This is a genomic window from Stenotrophomonas sp. (genome assembly GCF_050737575.1).
Taxonomy (GTDB): domain Bacteria; phylum Pseudomonadota; class Gammaproteobacteria; order Xanthomonadales; family Xanthomonadaceae; genus Stenotrophomonas.
The window spans coordinates 127,056-149,297 of record NZ_JBOHXW010000005.1 but is presented as its reverse complement, the minus strand read 5'-3'; the positions used below and the strand labels follow the sequence as shown (position 1 = coordinate 149,297).

Below are 22,242 nucleotides of genomic sequence, written 5' to 3'. Positions count from 1 at the left end.
TGGAGTAGGCATGAGCAGCTTGCAGGGCAAGACCCTTTTCATCACCGGTGCCTCGCGTGGCATTGGCTTGGCCATTGCCCTGCGCGCTGCGCGCGATGGCGCCAACGTGGCCATCGCCGCCAAATCATCGGTGCCCAACCCCAAGTTGCCGGGCACCATTCACAGCGCTGCTGAAGCGGTGAATGCGGCGGGCGGTCAAGGGCTGGCGCTGAAGTGCGACATCCGTGAGGAAGACCAGGTCAATGCCGCCGTTGCAGCGACGGTGGATACGTTTGGTGGCATCGACATCCTGGTCAACAACGCTTCTGCGATCTGGCTGCGCGGTGCGCTGGACACGCCGATGAAGCGTTTCGACCTGATGCAGCAGGTGAATTCACGCGGTAGTTTTCTGTGCGCGCAGGCCTGCCTGCCGTATCTGTTGCAGGCGCCGAACCCGCACATCCTGACGCTGGCGCCGCCGCCGAGCCTGGACCCGAAGTGGTGGGCGCCGCATACCGGTTACACGCTGGCCAAGATGGGCATGAGTTTCGTCACCTTGGGCTTGGCCGCGGAGTTTGGCCCGCAAGGTGTGGCAGTGAACGCACTGTGGCCACGCACGGTGATCGCCACCGATGCGATCAACATGATTCCCGGTGTGGATGTTTCCGGTTGCCGGAAGCCGGAGATCATGGCCGACGCCGCGCATGCGGTGCTGACGCGCCGGGCCGAGGGCTTCAGCGGCCAGTTCCTGCTGGATGACGAAGTGCTGGCCGAAGCGGGCATCACGGATCTGTCCGGTTATGCAATGGATCCATCGCGGCCGCTGATGCCGGACTTGTTTCTGGACTGAGGCCGAGCGACTGGTGCTGTAGGAGCGGCTTAAGCCGCGAAGCAAGCTGCGTTTCCGGACAAAACGGTACGGGACAGTCACGTAGGCTGGGATGGAATCCCAGCTTGCGCCTGAAATCCGTGACCGCTTGAATGCTGGGATTGCGCTGTCGCTCCATCCCAGCCTACGAGGAATCAAACAAGCGCGAAGGCGGAGGGATCAGGGATCGATGTGTTCCGGCAGCTCATGCCCGCAACGGTTGCAGTAACGCGCTTTGATTTCATGGCCTTCGTGGCCGCAGACCGTGCAACCGCGGTTGTCGTGACGACGCTCGCGCAACATGTTGCCGGCCAGCTCGGCGGTGTAGATGCCGGTGGGTACCGCCAGAATGCTGTAGCCGATCAGGATCAACGCCGAGGTGATGAAGCGGCCCAGTGTGGTGTGCGGGACGATGTCACCAAAGCCCACCGTCGCCATCGTCACCACCGCCCAATACATGCTGGCGGGAATGTTGCTGAAGCCATATTGCGGGCCCTCGACGACGTACATCAGCGCGCCGGCAATGATGGCGATGGTCACGACCATCGACAGGAACAACAGGATCTTGCGCCGGCTGCGCCACAGCGCCTGCATCAATACGCCGCTTTCCTCGATGTAGCGGGTGAGCTTGAGGATGCGGAACACCCGCAGCAGCCGCAGCACGCGCACCACCAACAGGCTCTGCGTGCCGGGAATGAAGAAGGAGATGTACGACGGCAGGATGGCCAGCAGGTCAATGATGCCCCACACGCTGAACGCATAACGCAGCGGTCGCCGCACCACCAGCAGGCGCAGCACGTACTCGGCGGTGAACAGCAGGGTGAAGCCCCATTCGATCACATAAAAGCCGGTCGCCCATGACGCGTGGATGCGTTGCACGCTGTCGACCATGACCACCAGCACGCTGGCGAGGATGGCCCAGACCAGCAGCAGGTCGAAACGCCGCGAGGGCGGCGTGTCGGTGCGATGGATGATGTCGAACCAGCGGCGGCGCCAGCCGGTTTCGCTGGCGGGATTCAATTGGGGCGTGGTGAACAGGCGCATGCGCGCATTGTGCCGCAGCCGGTGGAATGGAGGACAATGCGGCCTTCATTCCCACCCAAAACCGGAACGCCATGACCGCTGTCGCCGAACCGTTGCTGTCCCTTTCCAACTACTACCTGCCGGTGTACCGCCCGCGCCAGCTGGTGCTGGAGCGCGGCCAGGGCGCGCGCTTGTGGGACACGCAGGGACGCGAGTTCATCGACCTGGCGGCCGGCATTGCGGTGTGCAGCCTGGGCCACAACAACCCGGACTTGAAGGCGGCGTTGTTCGAGCAGGCCGACAAGCTGTGGCACACCAGCAACATGTTCTACAGCGAGCCGCCGCTGCACCTGGCGCAGGAGCTGGTGGACGCCTCGCGTTTCGCCAAGCGCGTGTTCCTGTGCAACTCCGGTGCCGAGGCCAACGAAGTGGCCATCAAGCTGGTGCGCAAGTGGGCCAGCGCGCAGGGCCGCGCAGCGGAGAAGCGTTTCATCGTCACCTTCCGCGGCAGCTTCCACGGCCGCACCCTGGCCACCGTCACCGCCACTGCGCAGCCGAAATACCAGGAAGGCTACGAGCCGTTGCCCGGCGGCTTCCGCTATGTCGATTTCAATGACGTGGCCCAGCTCGAAGCGGCGATGGCCGGTGGCGATGTGGCGGCGGTGATGTTCGAGCCGGTGCAGGGCGAGGGCGGCGTGATGCCGGCCAGCGCCGAGTTCATGCGCCGTGCCCGCGAGCTGTGCGACCAGCACGACGCGCTGCTGGTGCTGGATGAAATCCAGGTCGGCATGGGCCGCACCGGTGAGTTGTTTGCGCATTGGAACTGGGGCGTGACCCCGGACATCGTCACCCTTGCCAAGGCGCTGGGTGGCGGCTTCCCGGTTGGCGCGATGCTGGCCGGGCCGAAGGTCGCCGAGGTGATGGGCGTCGGCGCGCACGGCAGCACTTTCGGCGGCAACCCGCTGGCCGCTGCGGTGGCACGCGTGGCGCTGCGCAAGCTGGCGTCCGATGAGATCAAGGCCAACGTGGCCCGCCAGTCGGCCGCATTGAAGGCCGGACTGGAAGCCATCGGCGAAGCGTTCGGCGTGTTCGAGCAGGTGCGCGGCATGGGTCTGATGATCGGCGCGGTGCTCAAGCCCGATTACGTGGCTGATATTGGTGTGTTGCTGGACCTGGCCGCTGAAAAGCAGGTGCTGATCCTGCAGGCCGGCACCAGCGTGCTGCGCTTCGTGCCGGCGTTGAACATTACCGATGAAGAATTGGCGGAAGGTTTGAAGCGCGTGCGTGAGGCGATTGCTGCTTACGTTGCTGCGCGGGGGTAAGTCTTTACAGATCAGAAGCTACCCCTCTCCCCAACCCCTCTCCCGCAAGGGGAGAGGGGCTTTGAAGCTGCAATTGCAGATATCGCTCCAACTTGCGATGCAGCGAGCCCCTCTCCCCTCGCGGGGTGAAAAGGGGTGTTTACGAACCACTGGTTCGTACCCCATTTGAACGCCCTTGCGCCAGCGCAAGGGCCGGGGCGCGGAGCGGGGGGAGAGGCCAGCAGTCACACCCTCAACCCAAACAAACCCAAAAACCAACAATGCCCTCGACGTATTCCCAATCAGCGGACTACATCGAGGGCATTGTCGTTCTGCACACGGCAATTGCAGTCAGCCCAGCAGATGAAATCGCCGCAACAGCCGCCGCAACGACTGCGCGTGATACGCCGTGTCGGCGTGCAGGCCGGCCGTTCGTGCGCCCTGCACATTGCGGAACAGATGATCGACAAACAGCGCGCGCGCGGGCTCGCATCCCAATGCGTTGCAGGCGGCGAGGTAAGCGTCGGGATCGGGCTTGCGGATACCCAGCGTTGCACTGCCCAGGACGCGTTGTCTGGGCAGAAATTGCTGGATCACCGGCAATGCGAGCGCGCCGTTGTTGGTCAGGATGGCGACGGATACTTCCGGGTGGACACGCTCCAACAGCGCCACACAATCGCGACGCGGCACGGTTGCGGCCGCGCGTGCATGTTGCCAGTCGTTTGCCTGCAGGTTGCAGTCCAGGTGGTCATTCAATGCGCGTAGCAGTTGATCACCATCCAGCTCGCCGCGTGCATGTGCCAGCTCCAGGCTTTCGCTGCGCAGCACGGTGTCCAGTTGCGGCACTGTGCAGGCAGCGGCTTCGGCCAGGTGCTGCAGAAAGCGGCGGTGATCGTAGTCGGCAAGCAGACCATCGAAATCGAGTAGCAGGGCGTTCAACGCGGGCATAAGACGGGTGGCGGTGATGATGGGGAAGTATCGGTGCTGCGGGGTGTTGACGCATCCCTGCGACATCCCGTCGCACACGCCGCTGCGGAGCATTGCCTAGAATCAGCACAATCCACTGATGTTGCGGAGTTCCAAGTGAAGCGTTCCAGCCTGTTGTTGGCCCTTGTCGTCCTGTTGCCTGCGGCCCCGGCCATGGCCCGTACCTGTGCGGTGACCATCGAGAGCAACGACCGCATGCAGTTCTCGGTGCCGCAGATCAATGTGGCGGCTGATTGCACGCAGGTTGATGTCACGCTCAAGCACACCGGGCGCATGCCGGCCACGGCGATGGGCCACAACTGGGTGCTGACGCGCACGCCGGATTTCCAGCCGGTCGCCACCGCGGGCATGCGCTCGACGTTGGCTGACAGTTACCTGCCGAAGAACGACGCACGGGTGATCGCCTTCACGCCGATGATCGGCGGTGGCCAGACCACGCAGGTGCGTTTTGCCACCAGCAAGCTCACGCGCGGCGGTGACTACACGTTCTTCTGCTCGTTCCCGGGCCACTGGGGAATGATGAAGGGAAAGCTGATTTTCGGTTGAGAAAAAGCTCCCCTCATCCGCCCTGCGGGCACCTTCTCCCGTACACGGGAGAAGGGAATGGTTCAACGCAATCTGCAGAGTTGCTGCATCTCCGCAGATCGCTGTAATGCAAACCCTTCTCCCGCCAGCGGGAGAAGGTGCCCGAAGGGCGGATGAGGGGAAGCGCTTCGCGAAAAAAAGGCCGGCATAAAGCCGGCCTTTCCATGTGCGTAAAACCCAGCAGATCAACCCGCAGCAACCACCTTGAACGCCTCACGTGCGGCTGCCAGCGTGGCGTCGATCACGGCATCGTCGTGCGCGCTGGACAGGAAGCCGGCTTCATACGCCGACGGTGCGAGGGACACACCGCGCTCCAGCATCGCGTGGAAGAAACGATTGAATGCCGGGATGTCGCATGCCGTGGCCTGTGCGTAGGTCTCCACCTTTTCATTGGTGAAGAACAGGCCGAACATCGCGCCAACCTGCGTCGTGGTTACCGCGACGCCGGCTTCCGCCGCCGCCGCTTCCAGACCCGCGCACAGGCGCGCGCTGGCCGCGCTCAGGCGCTCGTGGAAACCGGGCGCCTGGATCAGCTCCAGCATCGCCAGGCCGGCGGCCATCGCCACCGGATTGCCGCTGAGCGTGCCGGCCTGATAGATCGGGCCGGCGGGCGCGATCTGCGACATCAGTTCACGACGACCGCCGTACGCACCCACCGGCATGCCTCCGCCGATGATCTTGCCGAAGGTGGTCAGATCCGGGGTGATGCCGTAGTGCGCCTGTGCACCACCGAGGGCCACGCGGAAGCCGGTCATCACTTCGTCGAAGATCAGCAGCGTGCCGTATTGCGTGCACAGCGCACGCAGATGCTGCAGGTAACCGTCGCGCGGCGGAATGCAGTTGGCGTTGCCGACCACCGGCTCGATGATCAGGCCGGCAATTTCTGCACCCTGCTGCTCGAACAACGCCGTGGCTGCGTCGAAATCGTTGTACGGCAGGGTGAGGGTGAGTTCGCTCAAACCGGCGGGAACGCCCGGCGAGGTTGGTACGCCCAGGGTCAGCATGCCGCTGCCGGCCTTCACCAGGAACGAATCACCGTGGCCGTGATAGCAACCTTCAAACTTGACGATCTTGTTGCGGCCGGTGGCGCCGCGCGCCAAGCGGATGGCCGACAACGTGGCCTCGGTGCCGGAGTTGACCATGCGCACCATTTCGCACGACGGCACCAAGCGGGTGATGGTTTCGGCCATGGTCACTTCGGCCGCGCACGGCGCACCAAACGACAGGCCGTTGCCGATGGCTTGCTGCACGGCCTCACGCACCGCCGGATGGTTGTGGCCGACGATCATCGGGCCCCACGAACCGACGTAATCGATGTAGGCGTTGCCGTCGACGTCATGCAGATAGGCGCCATCAGCGCGCTGCACGAAGAACGGCTCGCCACCGACCGACTTGAACGCGCGCACCGGCGAATTGACGCCGCCGGGCAGCAGCTTCTGGGCGCGCTCGAACAGGGCGTGGGATTGGGCGTGGTTCATGGATCAGCTCCTTTGTGGGGGTTCAGCAGCGTTGAAGGGGTCGGTGAACAAGCCCCTCTCCCGCCTGCGGGAGAGGGGTTGGGGTGAGGGCAGCTCCTGGCGAGTAAACGTCAAAGGCTCCCCCCATCCGCCCCTTCGGGGCACCTTCCCCCGCTCGCGGGAGAAGGGAAATGCACTGCTTTTCAGCAATCGGGTGAAATCAAAAAGTCGGGAAACAACGTCGATAAGCCTGCAATGCAGCGACCGGATCCGCCTCGCTGAACACACCGCTGATCACCGCGATCAAGTCCGCGCCGGCGTCCACTACAGGCCGGCTATTGTCCGGCGTCAGTCCACCAATCGCCACCCGCGGCACCCCAAGTGCGGCGCTTTGTCGCAGCAGGTCGAGCGATGCCCGGCGTGGCGTCACTTTGCTGCGGCTGGGGAAAAACGCGCCGAAGGCGACGTAACTGGCGCCAGCTGCAACCGCGCGCTGTGCAAGCGCGAGTTCGTCATAGCAGGAGGCGCCAACAATCGCCTGCGGGCCGAGCAGCGAACGGGCGGCAGCGATATCGCCATCGTCTTCGCCCAGATGCACACCAGCTGCGCCGACAGCATGGGCCAGCGCGGCGTCGTCGTTGATGATCAGCGGCACATCGGCTTCGGCGCACAGTGCTTGCAGCGCCTGTGCCTGGGCCAACCGGGTCGGCGCGTCCACCGCCTTGTTGCGGTATTGCAGCCAGGTGGTGCCGGCCAGCAACGGTGCAACGCGCTGCAGCAGGCGCTCGCTGTCGGTCTCGTCCGGGGTGATCAGGTAAATGCCGCGCGGGGCGGTGGAAATAGGGGGCATGGATGGCTACCGGTACGGCGGCGGGAGTGTGACAATCAACGCCGTTTCTTTGTCCGGCGATTATCCCCGATGTCCGATGCCTCGGCCTCCACCTTCCGCAACTGGATGTGCGTTGTCTGCGGTTTCATCTATCGCGAGGCCGACGGCTTGCCGGAAGAAGGCATCCCGCCAGGCACGCGCTGGGAAGACGTGCCCGACACCTGGACCTGCCCCGACTGCGGCGTGACCAAGGACGATTTCGAGATGATCGAGCTGGAGTGAGGCCAGCTGGAGTGACGCCAAGGGCGTAGGAGCGGCCTCGGCCGCGAGCAGCTTTGCCCCCGCCGTCGGCGCACAACCGTTCGTATCCGAAGAAGTAGTGAAGTTGCCGGCATGGCCGGCGATTCCTTGGTGAAGACGGCTTTTTTCACCGGTTCCGGGCGCAGCAGTGACTTCGCGGCCGAGGCCGCTCCTACGCAGATAGCCTCAGTGCAGCCTTGGCCGCTCGCCGCCCAGTTCGATCAGGCGGTCGCGGATACTGCTGGCGTCGGCGGCTTCCGGTTCCATCTTCAGATACGTGGCCAAGTCGGCGCGCGCGCCGGCCAGATGTTCCAGCTTCAGATACGCCAAGCCACGGTCGCGCACGGCGTCGGCCTGCTTGGGGACCAGTTTGAGAATGCGGTCGGCGCTGCGTGCGGCGCGGTCCCACTCGCCACGTTCGACATACACACCGTGAAGGTTGCGCAGCATGCGCATCAGAATCGCGCGGTGCGGCGCCGGGTCGAGAATCTGTGCCAGCACGCTGTCATCGGGTGTTTCGCCGCCCAGGTTGCTGCGGGCGCGCTCGCGCAGTTCGTCCACGCTCAGGGGGCGGCCGCCATTGAACGGATCCATGATCAGCACGCCGTCTTCCACCGGCAGCCGCACCAGGAAATGGCCGGGGAAGGAAATACCTTCCAGCGGCAGGCCGAGCCGGCGCGCGACTTCAATCTGCACCAGCGCCAGTGAAATGGGGTTGCCCAGCCGGCGCTCGAACACCTCGTTGAGGTAGCTGTTGCGCGGGTCGTAATACTCGTCGTTGTTGCCGCTGTAGCCCAACTCGTTGAACAGGTGATGGTTGATCGCGGCGATTTTCAGCGGCCATTCGCCAGTGGCGTCCACTTCAACGCGCAGGTGGTCGGCATGGGCCTGCAGCGTGCGGTCGTAGGCGGCCGGGTCCAGCTCGGGGTACTCGTCGCGGGCGATCAGCAGCGCGGTCGGCAACAGGGGCAGCGCGTCGTCGGACAGGCTGGCCAGTTCATCCCAGATCGGCAGGGTGAGGCGTGTATCGGACATGGGCTCAAGACTGCGGGCAAAGCGGCGCCGGTTCAAGGCCGGCGCGGTGCGGCATGTGGTGCAGGTTCAATCGGCCTTGGGAATGCCCGGGCCGAAAACCAGCTCGGTGCCGTCCTGCAGATTGAGTTTTGCGGCCTGGCCTGCGTTGAGTTCCAGCACATAACGCGCCGGTTTGAAGCTGGGGTAGGGCGGGCACATATCACCGGCCGAACACGGCGGCACGTCGCGTTGCTGGCTGACCAGGCGGCGCTCGGTATCGAAGTACAGGATGTCCAGCGGCAGCTTGGTGTTCTTCATCCAGTACGCCTGCGGTTCCTGACGGTCGTGGATGAACAGCATGCCGTGGTCGATATCCATTTCCTCGCGGAACATCAGGCCGCGGGCGCGGGTGTCGTCGTCCTGTGCCAATTCCACCTGATAGCGGCTGCCGGCCAGTTCTACCCAATGTTTGCCATCGGCGCTGGCGCAACCGGCAAGGGTGAGCAGGGACAGGGCGAAGAGTGCGCGCAGAAGGATGTTGGGCATGGATTGGGACCTGGTTCCAAGGGGAGGCCTTCAGGCGGAACCGGTAGAAGTTAGAAGCTTCCCCTCATCCGCCCTTCGGGCACCTTCTCCCGTGGACGGGAGAAGGGACAAGCAACAAGCAACAAGCAACTGCAGTTACAGCACCTGCGGCGGCTCACCGCCGACAATCACCACGTCGGCCGGGCGGCGGGCGAACAAGCCCACGCAGACGACGCCGGGGATCTGGTTGAGTTCCAGTTCCAGCTTCACCGGATCGGTGATGGCCAGGTTGTGGATGTCCAGGATGACGTTGCCGTTGTCGGTGACCACGCCATCGCGCCACACCGGCTGGCCGCCGGTGCGGGCCAGGATTTCGCGGGCGACCAGGCTGCGCGCCATCGGGATCACTTCCACCGGCAGCGGGAACTTGCCCAGCACCTTGACCTGCTTGCTGGGGTCGACGATGCAGACGAACTTCTTGCTGGCCTCGGCGATGATCTTCTCGCGGGTCAGTGCGGCACCGCCGCCCTTGATCAGGTTCTTGTTGCCGTCGCACTCGTCGGCACCATCCACGTACAGCGACAGCGTGCCGGCGTGGTTCAGATCCATCACCTCGATGCCGTGGCCCTTGAGCAGCGCGGTGCTCTGGTCGGAGCTGGATACCGCACCTTCAATCTGGTCCTTGATGCGGGCCAGTGCCTCGATGAAATAGGCAACGGTGGAGCCGGTGCCGACACCGACAATCATTCCCTTCTCGACGTACTCAATGGCTTTTTCGGCGGCCAGGCGCTTGGCTTCAGACATGGTGGGGCTCGATGGGTTGGAGGAATACGTTTGACGGTAGGAGCGGCCTTGGCCGCGAAGCTGATAGAGACAACGCCGCTACAGAATTGGCGATTGCAGACATCGCTGCTGCGGGGCGATCACCTGCTTCGCGGCCAAGGCCGCTCCTGCGGATTCAGCTCGATTTCTTTTCCAGCGACAGCAGCAGCTTCCACTGCGCGGCGGTGACCGGGAACACCGACAGCCGGTTGCCCTTGGCGGTCAGCGGAAACCCTTCGCCCAGTGCCTCGGCATGTCGCTTGATTTCATCCAGCGCGATCACCTGCGCCAGCTTGCGCTCAAAACCCACGTCCACCAGCATCCAGCGCGGTTCCTCGCGCGTGCTCTTGGGGTCGAAGTAATCCGATTCGGGGTCGAACTGGGTGTCATCGGGATAGGCTTCGCTGGCCACCGTTGCAACACCGACGATGCCCGGCACCTTGGTATTGGAGTGGTAGAACAGAATGCCGTCGCCAACCTTCATGCCATCGCGCATGAAATTGCGCGCCTGGTAGTTGCGCACGCCGTTCCACGGCTCAGTGCCTACGCGCTGCAGGTCATCAATGGAAAAGGCGTCCGGTTCGGACTTCATCAGCCAGTAGCGCTTGCGGGCGGTCATGCGTTCAACGGTTCCGGGTAGAGAGTGGCCTGCTCGGTACAGATCACATCGACCGCCACGTCCCAGTCCTCGACCGGCAGTGACGGCACCTGCTGGGTGGAAAAACCCACTCCCACCAGCCACGGCGGCGCGGCCTGGCGCTGCCGGAATGCGAAGCTGCGATCATACCAGCCGCCCCCCATGCCCAGCCGCCGCCCCAGCGGGTCAAAGCCGACCAGCGGCGCGATGACCAAGGCCATTTCTTCCGGCCGCAGGGCCTGCGTCGGGTCCACATCCGGCTCGGGAATCCCATAGCGATTGCTGACCAGCGGCTGCCCCGGCCGCCACGGCGCAAAGCGCAGCAGCTTGCCGTGCAACACCGGCAGGCAATAGACCTGCTGCGGCGGCAACTGCATCTGCCAGCGGTGCAGCGCGATCTCACCATCCATCGCCCAATAGCCGGCAACGTGGCCGCTGATGCTGGCGAAAGGCAGGGAAAGCAGGCGCGTGGCCAGGGTTTCGGCGGCGGCGATGCGCTCGGCGGCGGGAATATCGCGGCGGCGTTGGCGCAGTTGCTGGCGGAGGGTCTGGCGGTGGTCGGCAGTCATCGGCACTGGGTAGCGGAGTCAGGTTTGAAAGCCCCTCTCCCGCCCGCGGGAGAGGGGTTGGGGTGAGGGTAAGGGCGAAGCTCTCGTGCCGCCAAACTTCAAGGCGCTTTGCGCCAACCCTCATCCGCCCCTTTCGGGGCACCTTCTCCCGCAGGGAGCAGGAAAAAAAGAACGGCGCCGTTAGGCGCCGTTCTGGAATATTGCATTCTCCGCGGTGACGATGCGTGCGAAACGACCTTGAACCCGGGGTTCAAGTGGGAACGCTGGGGGGCCATTGGGCTTCCCGCTACAAGGCGGACTTGCACACCCGGCTCCGTCGCGCCCCCGTGGTCGTAATTAAGGGACAAGGCGAATGTTTGCACACGCCGTCGTTCACAGCAGAGAACGCGGGGCAAGTATAGCCGGTTGCATCGGCGTGGGCAGCTTTTTCAGGCGTGTGTCCAATTCACTTGCCTGAGCCGCTCAGCTGGATCAACGCGCGTTGTCGATGGCGATATCCAGGCGCTGATTGAGGTCATTCAATGCCGCCTGGAAGCGCCGCTGCTGTGCGGCCTGTTCATCGCGGACCTGCTGCAGCTCGTGGGCAAGATTGAGTGCCGCCAGCACGGCCACCCGGTCCACGGCGGCCATGCGGTTGCTGCCGCGGATCTCGCGCATCTTGATGTCGAGCATGCGTGCGGCGGCGTTGAGGCTGTCGCGCTCGGCGGTTTCGACACCCACCGTGTACTCGCGGTCGAGGATGCGGACGCTGACCGGTTCGTTGTGGCTCACGTGTGCTGCTCCAACGATTTGAGACGGGTGATCATCGCTTCCACACGCGAGCGGGCCTGTTCGTTCTTGGCCAGCAGTTGCGAGCGTTCGGTCATCAGGTGTTCCTGCTGCTGGCGCAGGCTCCGGTTCTCATCGGCCAGCCGCTGGTTGCGCTCAAGCAGCAGCTCGAGGCGCGAAACAAGGGCAAGCAGTTGGCCGGCGGGGTCGAAGGCATCCATGGGCGGCACGATAGGCATGGCGGGGAGGGGCGGTCAAGGTGGAGGACACAGTCCGATTGCTACACTGTGCGGCCGTCACCATGTTGGCTGTGGTCACGACCCTTTTCGGCTTTACAGAACCATCACATGAGCGAACTTCCTGTCATCAACGACATTGTCCAGGCCAGCCAGTCGCTGGGCCTGGGTGCTTCCCCGGCCGAACTTCATGGTGGCCTGACTGGCTGGCTGGCGGGTGGCGGTGCCGATCTGCAGGCCTGGCCTGCAAAAGTGCTGGCCGACGACAACATGCAGGTCCCGGAGCCGGGCAGCGCATTGGATCGCCTGCGCGTGGCGACCGTGGCGCAGCTGGAAGACCGCGACTTCGCCTTCGAGCTGGTGCTGGCCGATGCGTCGGAGCCGCTGCAGGCGCGTACCGACGCGCTGTTTGAGTGGTGCCGCGCCTTTCTCGGCGGCTTCGGTCTGGCCTCGGGCAAGCGCCCGTCGCTGAGCGAAGAAGGCGAGGAGGCGTTGCAGGATCTGGCACGTTTGGCCCAGGCCTCCAGCGACCAGTTCGACAGCGCCGATGAAGATGAAGACGCCTTGGCCGAGATCGAAGAATTCGTCCGCGTTGCCGCGCTGTTGCTGCACGGCGACTGCGTGATGGGCTCGCGTCACCGCCAGAGCCTCAACTGAGGGATTGCATGAAGCGACTTTCCGGGATCCCCCCCGCCGAGTACGCACGTCGTCGCCGGCAGTTGATGGAAGCGGCCGGCGATGACGCCATTCTGGTGTTGCCGGCCGCGCCCGAACGCGTGCGCAGCCACGACACGTTCCATCCGTACCGACAGGATTCGGATTTCTGGTACCTGAGCGGCTTCCAGGAGCCGGAAGCGGTGCTGGTACTGATTCCGGGCCGACGCCACGGTGAGGCGATCCTGTTCTGTCGCGAGCGCGACCCCGACCGTGAAGCCTGGGACGGTCCGCGCGAAGGTCAGGATGGCGCGGTTGCCAACTACGGCATGGACGACGCCTATCCCATCGAGGATCTGGATGAAATTCTGCCGGGCCTGCTGGAAGGGCGCTCGCGTGTCTATTACCACTTCGGCCGCGATGCGGATTTCGACCTCAAGCTGATCGGCTGGGTGAACCGCGTGCGTTCGCAGGTGCGCCACGGCGCGCAGCCGCCGCACGAATTCCTGGAGCTGGGCCACTTGCTGCACGAGCAGCGGTTGTACAAGTCAGCCGACGAAATCGCGTTGATGCAGACCGCTGCCGACATCAGTGTGCGTGCGCACCAGGCCGCGATGCGTGCCGCACATGCAGGCATCCACGAGTACGAACTGCAGGCCGAACTGGAGCGTGAGTTTCGCCGGCATGACGCGTGCCCGGCGTACAACAGCATCATCGGTGCCGGCGCCAATGGCTGCGTGCTGCATTACCGCGACAATCGCAGCGGTAGCCGCGATGGCGATCTGGTGTTGATCGATGCCGGTGCCGAATATCTCGGCTATGCCAGCGACATCACCCGCACATTCCCGGTCAACGGCCGCTTCACTGCCGAGCAACGCGCGCTGCACGATCTGGTTTTGGCCGCACAGATGGCCGCGCTGGAACAGGCGCAGCCGGGCATCGCTTATGAAGAAGGGCATCTGGCAGCGGTTGAGGTCCTGACCGAAGGCTTGTTGCAGTTGGGCCTGCTGAAAGGCGATCTGGAAGAAAACATCCTCGAGCGCCATTACCAGCGTTTCTATCGGCACAAGACCGGGCATTGGCTGGGCCTGGACGTGCACGACGTAGGCGATTACCGCGTGGCTGGCGAGTCGCGTTTGCTGGAGCCGGGCATGGTGTTCACGATCGAGCCGGGGCTGTACATCTCGCCGGATGACCGCAGTGTCGAAGCGCGTTGGCGCGGGATCGGCATCCGCATCGAGGACGATGTGCTGATCACTGAAGACGGCCACCGTGTGTTGACCGGTGCACTTGCGCGCAGCGCCGACGAGATTGAAGCGTTCATGGCTGAGCGCTGATGGTGGTTTGATTTTTGGATTGAGGTGCATGCAGAGATATGGCTGCATGCAGAAACATGGCCCCGAGTGAGCGAAAGCTCACTCGGGGTTTTTTGTGGGCGAGAGCAGTGCGAGTGTGGTGCGGGCGTAGTGAGAGCGCAGTGCGGGCGTAGGGAGCGCGCGGGTTCTGTGGTCGCTCGGCGTTTCCCCCTCCCTTGTGCCGCAGGCACAGGGGAGGGCCGGGGAGGGGTAGCTTTTTGCTTTTGCCTTTGACGTACCGGGTTCCCTTCCGCAGCGACGGAGCTGGCAGACAAGACCCCGAATGGGGCGACGTGCAGGACGCACGTCGTTTTTCGACGATACAGGGATGTATCGTCGAAAAATCCCGGCGGCGGAGTGGACCTGTAGCGCGCAGCGCGGAAGGCGCGGAGGCAGGGTGTGCTTGACCAGCCTTCGGCTGTTGAGGAGCGCTTCTTTGGGCCACGTTTCTTTGCACAAGCAAAGAAAGGTGCGCTCGCGCGCTGAAGGCGGGCGAAAGCTTTTGCTTATTTTTTAGCTTTAGCGTTAACCGCAACCGCAACCGCAACCAAGATCAGGAGCTTTCACTCCCCTTCGGGGAGCGAGTTACTTTTCTTTGCTTGTGCAAAGAAAAGCTAACCAAAAGAAAGCACACCCTGCCTCCGCGCCTTCCGCGCTGCGCGCTACAGGTTCACTCCGCTGGCAGGATTTTTCGACGAGACATCCCTGTCTCGTCGAAAAACGACGCACATCCTTGTGCGTCGCCCCATTCGGGGTCTTGTCTGCCAGCTCCGTCGCTGCGGAAGGGGCCCGGACGTCAAAAGATCGGAGCAACGGCAACGGCAAGTGCAAGTGCAAAGCAACGGCACCCCTCCCTGGCCCTACGCTGCGCGTAAGGGAGGGGAAACAGCCACAACCACAGCCATAGCTCGATTGGTTCTGCTTCTTTTGGGGGACGGGCGAAGGGTTTGTGCGATAGCGAAAACGGCCACCAATACATCCGCCGTATCGCTCATCCCGGGCGCGTTGCGCGCCCGGGGTTCAATTGCTGGGCGACGGATGTCGCCCGTACATCAGGCCTGCGCAGCAAATGCCGGGCGGGTGAGGTTGTCTGCTTCGCCGTCGGTGCACAGCACTTCGTCTTCGATGCGAACGCCGCCGTAGGGCCGGAAGAAATCCACGCGGTCCCAGTTCACGCTGGCCGCGTTGCCGGCCGCTTTGACTTCATCCAGCAGCATGTCGATGAAATACAGGCCCGGTTCGATGGTCACCACCATGCCCGGCTCCAACACGCGGGTCAGGCGCAGGTAGGGGTGGCCGGCCGGGCGCTCGACGCGGCCGCCGTCTTCGCTGGCGGCAAAGCCTGCCACGTCGTGCACCTGGGCGCCGATCAGGTGACCGATGCCGTGCGGGAAGAACGCGGCGCTGACGCCGGTCGCCAGGGCGGCTTCCGGGGAGACGTTGATCACCCCGAAGTCCTTGAGGATGCCCATCAGCGACAGGTGCGCATCGACATGCAGCTGCTTGTAGTCAAAGCCCGCGCGCACGGCTTGGCACATCTTGATCTGCGCGGCGTCCACCGCGTCGATCAGCGCCTGGAACTCGTCGTGGCCGGCGCTGGCGTAGGTGCGGGTGATGTCGCTGGCGTAGCCATAGGCAGAGGCGCCGGCGTCGATCAGGAAGCTGCGCAGCGGTTGCGGTGCGCGCTTGCCCAAGTCGGTGTAATGCAGCACGGCGGCGTGTTCGTTGAGGCCGATGATGTTGCCGTAGGGCAGCTCATTGGCGTCCTGACCCACGGCGCTGCAATACGCCATGTGGATGTCGAACTCGCTGGCGCCCGCACGGAACGCCGCTTCGGCGGCGCGGTGGCCGCGTACCGCGTGCACCTGCGCCTGGCGCATCAATGCGATTTCGTAAGGTGTTTTGTAGCCACGATGCCAGTCCAGGTAATGGATGACGGCATCGGGATTGTTCGGTGCATAAGCGCCCAGTGCGCTCTGTGCTTCGCCGAGGATCGCGCAGCGGCTGGGATCTTTGGGCAGTAGCGCCAGCGCATCTTCCGGCTTGCGGATGATGTGGATGTCGAAATGTTCCACCCACCAGCCGCTGGGGGCATCCGGCACCACGTGCCAGTAGTCGAACGGCTGGTAGAACACCAAGGTCGGGCGCTTGCCGGGGGTGTGGATCAGCCAGCTGTAAGGCAGTTTGGTCAGCGGCAGCCAGGTCTTGAACTGCGGGTTGACCGCGTACGGATAGTCGCGGTCGTCAAACACCTGGTAGTGCTGGGTGCCACTGGGAATGACCAGATGGTCGAAACCGGCGCGCGCCAGTGCCTTGTCGGCGCGGTCGGTGAGCACGCCCAGGTGCTGGGAATACAGGGTGCCGGGATCTTGCTGGTTCATCGCAGTGGCTCGCTTGCAGGTGCGTGATGCGGAGCCTGTGATTCTGCCGCAAACGCCTCATTGCCGCTGTGCCGTTTTCGGCACTCAGGCCGGCGGAAGGCGATCCTCGATCCAACGCTGCAGCTGTTCGCGGTGGCCGCTGTCCAGGGTCAGGAAGCGGAACCCGGCCCAGGATTGTTCCGGCGCATGGGTGGGTTCGCACCACAATAGATGCACGCCGACGTCGATCTGCAGCTGCCCGCCACGGCCGTCGGCGATGGGGAACTGCAGCTGATAGAGGGCGTCGTCCTGCAGCGCCACGGAGGCGATCAACAGCATGCCGGTTTCGGATATGTTGCCGAGCCGGCCGATCTGCTGGCCGGTCATCTGGTCGCGCACCGGCACCATTTCAGGCACCTGCAACCGGGGGGCGCGGCGAGTGTTGGTGATCATGCGGATTCCCCGGTGTTGGAGGATTGGCCGGCGATTGAGCGCAACGCGCGCACGGTGGCCTGCCAGGCACGGTCGATCAGGCGGCCACGGTCTTCGGTGACGATGCGCAGCTGGCCCTTGGCCATCAACCGGGCCAGCGAGTCGAGCGAATGCTCGGAGATCTTCTGGCCGCGCTGGTTGACGAACAGGGCGTTGTCGGTGATCAGGCTGTACCAGGACAGGCGCTGGCGACGGTTGTCGCCCTGCTGGTTGACGATGAATTCAAACCAGGTGCCGAACGGCAGCGTGCGCAGCTGGCGGTGATGCGCTTCTTCTTCTTCACTGCGTGCCGGCTGGGCTTTCTTGCGGCGGTCTTCTTCTTCGTCAGGCGCTCCGGCTTCGCCCAGGCGCGCGCGGGCTTTGAGCTTGGCCGCCAGTTCGGTGCGGGAGGTGATGGCGTCTTCGCCGCCGGGCGTGGACAGCCGCCGCGAGATCGCCGCTGCTTCGTCCTGGTGGTAGCCGACCTGCAACAGCGATTGTTCGATTTCCTCGCCGAAGGCCACATCGGCTGGACCGCCCGGCGCCATGCCGGTGATCTCGCTGATGCGCTGGGTAGCGTGCTCGCGCTGCAGCCATTCCTCCGAGCCTTCGCCCTGGCGCAGCAGGGTAAGGGTGAGCACGTCGGCCCATGCCTTGCGCAGCAGGGTCTGCACGAACTTCGGCGGTTCGGCGTTGTGGCACAGCTCGTCGATGGTGTGGTTGGCCAATTGCTTGGCCGCTTCCAGGCGCTCCTTGCCACGCGCCGCTTCCACCTGCCGGCGTTCGGCCATTTCGGCGCGGCGTGCCGCGGCGCGCAGATGCCCCTGGATGTGGTCGTTGGCTTCGACAAAAACGGCTTCGTCGCCCTGGTAGTCGGTGACCACCTTGTTGACCGCGTCCTTGAGCTTGAGCAGCAGCAGCGGATCGCTGTCTTCGTCGCTGAGCCAGACCGCGCCCGATTCGGCCACTGCGTTGAGCAGTTCGCGTGCTGGGTGCTGGTCACGCAGGAAGAATTCCTGATCGCTGATGGCGGCGCGCGCCAACGGCACCTGTAGGCGCTGCAACAGATCAGCGGCTGGACCTTCGCTGCGCACTTCGCGCTGCAGCTGGGAATACAACATACCCAGCAGGTCCATGGTGTCGGCGTCCTGCACCGACAGCGTCGCGGCCGGGCCGTGTTCGGTCTTGACCTGCGACAGCAGCGCGTCGCGGATGTCGGCAATGCTGTGACGGCTGCCGGACGACGATGCGGGTGCCTGCAGCTTGCCCAAGACGTTCATCGCGACCTGGCTGGACACTGGCATTGCGGGCGCGCCGGTGTTGCCTGCCGGCGCGTAGCCGCCGCCCGATTGCGCGGGTTGGGCGCCAAAGTGCGGCATCGAACCGCCTGACGCAGCGGCGCCCATCATGCCCGCCGAGCCAGCGGCCAGATTCATTGCGGCGCCAGCAGGCATCGTGCCGCCTGCTGCTTGGCCACCGGCGCTGCTGCCACCGGCTATCGCCAGCGCGTGGCGTGCGGCGTCCAGCAGGGTGTGCAGGCTTTCCATGTTGGTCGGATGCGCGCTGCTGCGCGCGGTGGCTTGTTGTGGTGCAGCCGGTGCGGCGCTGTGCGATCCGCCGCCGGGTTGGGTGGCGCCCGGCAGCTCATTGGAAATGCTGGACCACGATGCCGCCGGGGCTTGGCCCTGCCAACTGGTCAGCGGTGTCTGGCTGGCCGCACGGGCGCCATTGGCGTCGACGGGACCGCCGGCAGCGCCTGCGCCACGCGGTGCGGACGGGCGGGGCAGGTGCGGGCGATAAACCAGGCCCGGCAGCACGCCTTCGCGCTCCAGCAGAATGTTCAAGCGATCGATCAGCTCGGCATGCCGCGCCATGACCAAGCGATCAAACACCTGGTACAGCACAAGCTGAGCGTCGAGGTTCAGCTGCATGTGCTCGCCGCAGTCGCGCAGGGCGCGGCACAGTGCGTACGGGCCCAGCGGCAGGCGTTCGGGATCAAACGCCGGTTGTGCAGCCAGCACTGCGAAGCGCTGCCCCAGCAACAACAATGGGCTGGTGACGCGGAAGGCTTCGCGGCGCGCCATTTCGTGCAGCACGATGTCACGGTCGATATCGGTGTCTTCGACCAGCGTCATTGATTTGAAGGCCGCCGAATGCGCCTCGGCGCTGGGCTTGGGGGGCTCTTTGAAGGCCGCCAGCTGCCCGGACAATGCATCCAGGAAGATATCGGGCATCTGCTCAGCGTGGTCGCGCAGCACCCGCAGCTGCGCGTAGACATCGGATTGGATCTGGCTGTTGTGGGCCATCTCCGCGCGCTTGAACAAGGCGCGCTCAAAGTCGATGACGGTCAGCTGCAACGGCGTGCGCAAGACCTCGTCGGCGACTTGAAAGCTACTTTCCAACAGCTGACGTACGCGGGCAGGAGCCGGCGTAGCCGCGACCCGAGCCAATGCGTGGCCGGATGAGCGTGATGCGGTGCCTGACATCCTGGATTCCTTCCCCCTTAATGGGCGAGTTCTATCATTTTTGTGATGCGATCACCACTTCGGCGGTGCGCTCACGCCAAGAATAATTCCACAACGTCATTGGTGAAACGGCGGCCGAGGTCGGTCGGCACCCATAGTCCATTGCGGTTGGCAAGCCAGCCACGGGCGAGGGCGGTGTCCAACGCGGGCTGCAGCACGCTGCGCTGCACGCCGGTGCGGGATTCAAAATCGCGCAGGGAAAAACCTTCGTGCAGGCGCAGCAGATTGAGCATGTACTCGAACGGCAAACGGTCGGCGCTGATCACATCGTCACCACCGATGGACTTGGCCGTGCCGGCCGTGTCCATGAAGGTCTGCGGATGCTTGTGCTTCCAGCGGCGCAGCACGTGCTGCTCGGCGCCGGAACTGATCTTGCCGTGCGCGCCGGCGCCGATGCCCAGGTAGTCGCCGAAACGCCAGTAATTGAGGTTGTGCGCGCACTGGTAACCGTCGCGGGCGTAGGCGCTGACTTCGTAGTGGCCATAGCCGGCCTGCGCAAGCAGCGCCTGGCAGTGCTCCTGCATGTCCCAGGCGTGGTCTTCGTCGGGAATGCCCTGCGGCGGGCGGGCGAAGAACACCGTGTTCGGCTCCAGCGTCAGCTGGTAATGCGAGATGTGCGTCGGGTTGAGCGCAAACGCGCGTTCCAGATCGTGCTCGGCCTGGGCCAGCGTTTGTTCCGGCAGCGCGTACATCAGGTCGATGTTGAAATTGCTGTAGCCGGCGTCCTGCGCCAGCTTCACCGCGCGCTCGGCTTCGTTGCTGTCGTGGATGCGGCCCAGGCGCTTGAGCGCGTCATCGTTGAAGGTCTGGATGCCGAAGCTGATGCGGTTCACGCCGGCCGCGCGGTAGCGGTCGAAGCGACCGTGTTCGGCGGTGCCGGGGTTGGTCTCCAGCGTCACTTCCAGGTGCGGCGCGAAACGCAGCCGTGCGCTGGCGGCCTGCAGGAAGCGATCAATGGCTTCTGGCGGAAACAGGCTGGGCGTGCCGCCACCGAAGAACACGCTGCTGACCACGCGGCCCCAGACCAACGGCAAGTCCTGATCCAGGTCGCGGATCAGCGCGTCGATATAGGCATCGAACGGCAGCTCCCCTTTGCCCGCGTGCGAGTTGAAATCGCAATACGGGCATTTGCGCACGCACCACGGCAGATGCACGTACAGCGACAGCGGCGGCGGAATCAGCTGCACCTCGGTGGGCGCGGCACAGCCACAGGTGTCGTCGTGGAGGTGGGAATGCGTGCTCATCGACGGTGTCTCAGCGTGCCAACTGATGGGACAGCTGCTGCAGCAGCAACTGCAGCGCCTTGGCGCGGTGGCTGCGGCCGTTCTTCTGTTCCGGTTCCATCTGCGCGGCGGTCAGGCCCAGTTCCTCGTCCAGGAACACCGGGTTGTAGCCGAAGCCATTGCTGCCGCGCAGTTCGTCGATGATGCGGCCTTCCCAGCTGCCTTCGCAGATCAGCGGTTGCGGATCGTTGGCATGGCGCAGCAGTACGATCACCGCATGGAAGCGGGCAGTGCGGCGCTCGGCCGGCACGTCACGCAACGCATCGAGCAGTTTGGCGTTGTTGGCGGCATCGTTGGTCGGGCTGCCGGCATAGCGCGCGCTGTACAGGCCGGGCGCGCCGTCCAGTGCATCGACGATCAGGCCGGAATCATCGGCCAAGGCCGGCAGTCCGGTGACTTCGCAGGCATGACGTGCCTTGATCAGCGCGTTCTCGACGAAGGTCAGGCCGGTCTCCGGCACATCGCCCACGCCCAGTTCACCCTGCGCCACGATCTGCAGCGGCAGGTCGGCCAACATGGCCTGCAGTTCTTTCAATTTGCCGGCGTTGCCGCTGGCCAGTACCAGTTTCATTGCTTGGGCTCCAGCAGATCCCAGGTGTTGCCGTACAGGTCGCGGAACACCGCAACGGTGGCGTAGGGCTCTTCGCGTGGGGTTTCGAGAAACACGACGCCGCGTGCGGTCATGGCCGCGTGGTCGCGCCAGAAATCATCGGTATGCAGAAAGAAACCAACGCGGCCGCCGGTCTGATTGCCGATGCGGCTGCGTTGTTCCTCATCACTGGCGCGCGCCAACAACAGCGCCGCAGCGCTGCCGTCGGTCGGGCCGACCACCACCCAGCGTTTGCGGCCCTGGTCGATGTCGTCCAACAACTGGAAGCCGAGCATGCCCGTGTACCAGGCAATGGCTTCGTCGTAGTCGGCCACCACCAGTGTGACCAGGGCAATGCGCCGGCTCATGCCTTGGCCAGTGCCGCCTGCTGTGCGTCGAACAGTTCGCGGATGCCCTTTTCGGCCAGCACCAGCAGCGCGTCCAGTTCATCGCGACGGAAGGCGTGGCCTTCGGCGGTGCCCTGCAGCTCGATGAAACCGCCGCCGTCGTTCATCACGACATTCATGTCGGTATCGCAATCGCTGTCTTCGGCGTAATCCAGATCCAGCACCGGCTCGCCCTTGTACACGCCGACCGACACCGCAGCGACCGCGCCGAAGATCGGGTTGCGCTTGATGTCGCCCCGCTTGAGCAGCACGTTCACTGCGTCCACCAGGGCAACGTAGGCGCCGGTGATGGCGGCGGTGCGGGTGCCGCCATCGGCCTGCAGCACGTCGCAGTCCAGGGTGATGGTGCGTTCGCCCAGTGCGTTGCGGTCGATGCAGGCGCGCAGGGTGCGGCCGATCAGGCGCTGGATTTCCAGAGTGCGACCGCCCTGCTTGCCACGCGCCGCTTCACGGTCCGAGCGGGTGTGGGTGGCGCGCGGCAACATGCCGTATTCGGCGGTTACCCAGCCTTCGCCCTTGCCACGCAGGAAACCCGGCACGCGGTTTTCGATACTGGCGTTGCACAGCACGCGGGTGTCACCGAAGCTCACCAGCACCGAGCCTTCGGCATGGCGGGTGAAGGCGCGTTCGATGGTGACGGTACGCAGCTGATCGGCCGGGCGGCCGCTGGGACGGGAAAAGGTCATGGATAGTCCGGA

24 protein-coding genes and 1 other RNA gene are annotated in these 22,242 nt (G+C 64.4%); 6 read left to right on the top strand and 19 right to left on the bottom strand.

Annotated features, from left to right (window positions below):
* Positions 1–10: 10 nt before the first annotated feature.
* Positions 11–829, top strand: a complete 819-nt coding sequence (locus ACREP4_RS11285) for an SDR family oxidoreductase (RefSeq protein WP_431596276.1) — start codon at positions 11–13, stop codon at positions 827–829.
* Positions 830–1,027: 198 nt separating this feature from the next.
* Here the strand turns inward: ACREP4_RS11285 and ACREP4_RS11280 are convergent, their stop codons facing one another.
* Positions 1,028–1,891, bottom strand: a complete 864-nt coding sequence (locus ACREP4_RS11280; RefSeq protein ID WP_431596275.1) for an ion transporter — start codon at positions 1,889–1,891, stop codon at positions 1,028–1,030.
* 71 nt (positions 1,892–1,962) lie between these two features.
* Between ACREP4_RS11280 and ACREP4_RS11275 the strand changes: the two genes are divergently transcribed.
* Positions 1,963–3,192, top strand: a complete 1,230-nt coding sequence (locus ACREP4_RS11275; RefSeq protein ID WP_431596274.1) for an acetylornithine transaminase — start codon at positions 1,963–1,965, stop codon at positions 3,190–3,192.
* Between the two features lie 330 nt (positions 3,193–3,522).
* Here the strand turns inward: ACREP4_RS11275 and ACREP4_RS11270 are convergent, their stop codons facing one another.
* On the bottom strand, positions 3,523–4,185 hold the full coding sequence (locus ACREP4_RS11270) for an HAD-IA family hydrolase (protein ID WP_431596273.1): 663 nt from the start codon (positions 4,183–4,185) through the stop codon (positions 3,523–3,525).
* A 126-nt stretch (positions 4,186–4,311) separates the two neighbouring features.
* Here ACREP4_RS11270 and azu point away from each other — a divergent pair, with 126 nt between their 5' ends.
* The gene (gene azu, locus ACREP4_RS11265; RefSeq protein ID WP_431596469.1) at positions 4,312–4,704 is read left to right on the top strand and encodes an azurin; all 393 of its coding nucleotides are present in this window, start codon (positions 4,312–4,314) and stop codon (positions 4,702–4,704) included.
* A 224-nt stretch (positions 4,705–4,928) separates the two neighbouring features.
* On the opposite strand, the gene hemL is transcribed toward azu, so the two are convergent.
* Positions 4,929–6,221: a glutamate-1-semialdehyde 2,1-aminomutase gene (gene hemL / locus ACREP4_RS11260; RefSeq protein ID WP_431596272.1), complete on the bottom strand. Its 1,293-nt coding sequence runs from the start codon at positions 6,219–6,221 to the stop codon at positions 4,929–4,931.
* A gap of 199 nt (positions 6,222–6,420) precedes the next feature.
* Positions 6,421–7,050 (bottom strand): thiamine phosphate synthase, encoded by a 630-nt coding sequence (gene thiE / locus ACREP4_RS11255; RefSeq protein WP_431596271.1) that lies wholly within the window; start codon positions 7,048–7,050, stop codon positions 6,421–6,423.
* Positions 7,051–7,119: 69 nt separating this feature from the next.
* Between thiE and ACREP4_RS11250 the strand changes: the two genes are divergently transcribed.
* Complete coding sequence (locus ACREP4_RS11250) at positions 7,120–7,311, top strand: rubredoxin (protein ID WP_431596270.1); 192 nt, start codon at positions 7,120–7,122, stop codon at positions 7,309–7,311.
* Positions 7,312–7,515: 204 nt separating this feature from the next.
* Here ACREP4_RS11250 and ACREP4_RS11245 read toward each other — a convergent pair whose 3' ends face one another.
* The 8 genes from ACREP4_RS11245 to ACREP4_RS11210 form a co-directional block, all read right to left on the bottom strand.
* On the bottom strand, positions 7,516–8,364 hold the full coding sequence (locus tag ACREP4_RS11245) for a SirB1 family protein (RefSeq protein WP_431596269.1): 849 nt from the start codon (positions 8,362–8,364) through the stop codon (positions 7,516–7,518).
* Positions 8,365–8,430: 66 nt separating this feature from the next.
* Entirely contained in the window at positions 8,431–8,889 is a 459-nt protein-coding gene (locus ACREP4_RS11240; protein ID WP_431596268.1) for a DUF192 domain-containing protein, read from the bottom strand.
* A gap of 135 nt (positions 8,890–9,024) precedes the next feature.
* A complete protein-coding gene (gene rpiA / locus ACREP4_RS11235; protein ID WP_431596267.1) occupies positions 9,025–9,672 on the bottom strand; it encodes a ribose-5-phosphate isomerase RpiA in 648 nt (215 codons plus the stop codon).
* A gap of 154 nt (positions 9,673–9,826) precedes the next feature.
* Entirely contained in the window at positions 9,827–10,309 is a 483-nt protein-coding gene (locus tag ACREP4_RS11230) for an EVE domain-containing protein (protein ID WP_431596266.1), read from the bottom strand.
* Positions 10,306–10,896 (bottom strand): 5-formyltetrahydrofolate cyclo-ligase, encoded by a 591-nt coding sequence (locus ACREP4_RS11225; protein ID WP_431596265.1) that lies wholly within the window; start codon positions 10,894–10,896, stop codon positions 10,306–10,308. Before ACREP4_RS11225 ends, ACREP4_RS11230 begins: the two co-directional genes overlap by 4 nt.
* 202 nt (positions 10,897–11,098) lie before the next feature.
* Positions 11,099–11,283: non-coding RNA, 6S RNA (gene ssrS, locus ACREP4_RS11220), on the bottom strand.
* A gap of 84 nt (positions 11,284–11,367) precedes the next feature.
* A complete protein-coding gene (locus ACREP4_RS11215; protein WP_431596264.1) occupies positions 11,368–11,667 on the bottom strand; it encodes a cell division protein ZapA in 300 nt (99 codons plus the stop codon).
* Positions 11,664–11,885 carry a TIGR02449 family protein gene (locus ACREP4_RS11210; protein ID WP_431596263.1) on the bottom strand — a complete coding sequence of 74 codons (222 nt, stop codon included), beginning with the start codon at positions 11,883–11,885 and terminating at the stop codon, positions 11,664–11,666. The genes ACREP4_RS11215 and ACREP4_RS11210 overlap by 4 nt, the downstream gene beginning before the upstream one ends.
* A gap of 126 nt (positions 11,886–12,011) precedes the next feature.
* On the opposite strand from ACREP4_RS11210, the gene ACREP4_RS11205 reads away from it, so the two are divergent.
* The gene (locus tag ACREP4_RS11205) at positions 12,012–12,557 is read left to right on the top strand and encodes a YecA family protein (RefSeq protein ID WP_431596262.1); all 546 of its coding nucleotides are present in this window, start codon (positions 12,012–12,014) and stop codon (positions 12,555–12,557) included.
* Between the two features lie 8 nt (positions 12,558–12,565).
* Positions 12,566–13,891 (top strand): Xaa-Pro aminopeptidase, encoded by a 1,326-nt coding sequence (gene pepP, locus ACREP4_RS11200; protein WP_431596261.1) that lies wholly within the window; start codon positions 12,566–12,568, stop codon positions 13,889–13,891.
* 1,070 nt (positions 13,892–14,961) lie between these two features.
* Here the strand turns inward: pepP and pepQ are convergent.
* The 7 genes from pepQ to rph all read right to left on the bottom strand — a co-directional run bounded on the left by pepQ (position 14,962) and on the right by rph (position 22,230).
* Positions 14,962–16,290: a Xaa-Pro dipeptidase gene (gene pepQ, locus ACREP4_RS11195; protein WP_431596260.1), complete on the bottom strand. Its 1,329-nt coding sequence runs from the start codon at positions 16,288–16,290 to the stop codon at positions 14,962–14,964.
* Positions 16,291–16,374: 84 nt separating this feature from the next.
* Positions 16,375–16,722, bottom strand: coding sequence for a PilZ domain-containing protein (locus ACREP4_RS11190; RefSeq protein ID WP_431596259.1), 348 nt, complete (start codon positions 16,720–16,722; stop codon positions 16,375–16,377).
* Positions 16,719–19,226, bottom strand: a complete 2,508-nt coding sequence (locus ACREP4_RS11185) for a DUF1631 domain-containing protein (protein ID WP_431596258.1) — start codon at positions 19,224–19,226, stop codon at positions 16,719–16,721. Before ACREP4_RS11185 ends, ACREP4_RS11190 begins: the two co-directional genes overlap by 4 nt.
* A 71-nt stretch (positions 19,227–19,297) precedes the next feature.
* Positions 19,298–20,509: a radical SAM family heme chaperone HemW gene (gene hemW / locus ACREP4_RS11180; RefSeq protein WP_431596257.1), complete on the bottom strand. Its 1,212-nt coding sequence runs from the start codon at positions 20,507–20,509 to the stop codon at positions 19,298–19,300.
* A 10-nt stretch (positions 20,510–20,519) separates the two neighbouring features.
* Positions 20,520–21,119: an RdgB/HAM1 family non-canonical purine NTP pyrophosphatase gene (rdgB, locus tag ACREP4_RS11175; protein WP_431596256.1), complete on the bottom strand. Its 600-nt coding sequence runs from the start codon at positions 21,117–21,119 to the stop codon at positions 20,520–20,522.
* Complete coding sequence (locus tag ACREP4_RS11170; protein ID WP_431596255.1) at positions 21,116–21,505, bottom strand: VOC family protein; 390 nt, start codon at positions 21,503–21,505, stop codon at positions 21,116–21,118. Before ACREP4_RS11170 ends, rdgB begins: the two co-directional genes overlap by 4 nt.
* Positions 21,502–22,230, bottom strand: a complete 729-nt coding sequence (rph, locus tag ACREP4_RS11165) for a ribonuclease PH (protein WP_431596254.1) — start codon at positions 22,228–22,230, stop codon at positions 21,502–21,504. Before rph ends, ACREP4_RS11170 begins: the two co-directional genes overlap by 4 nt.
* Positions 22,231–22,242: the final 12 nt, after the last annotated feature.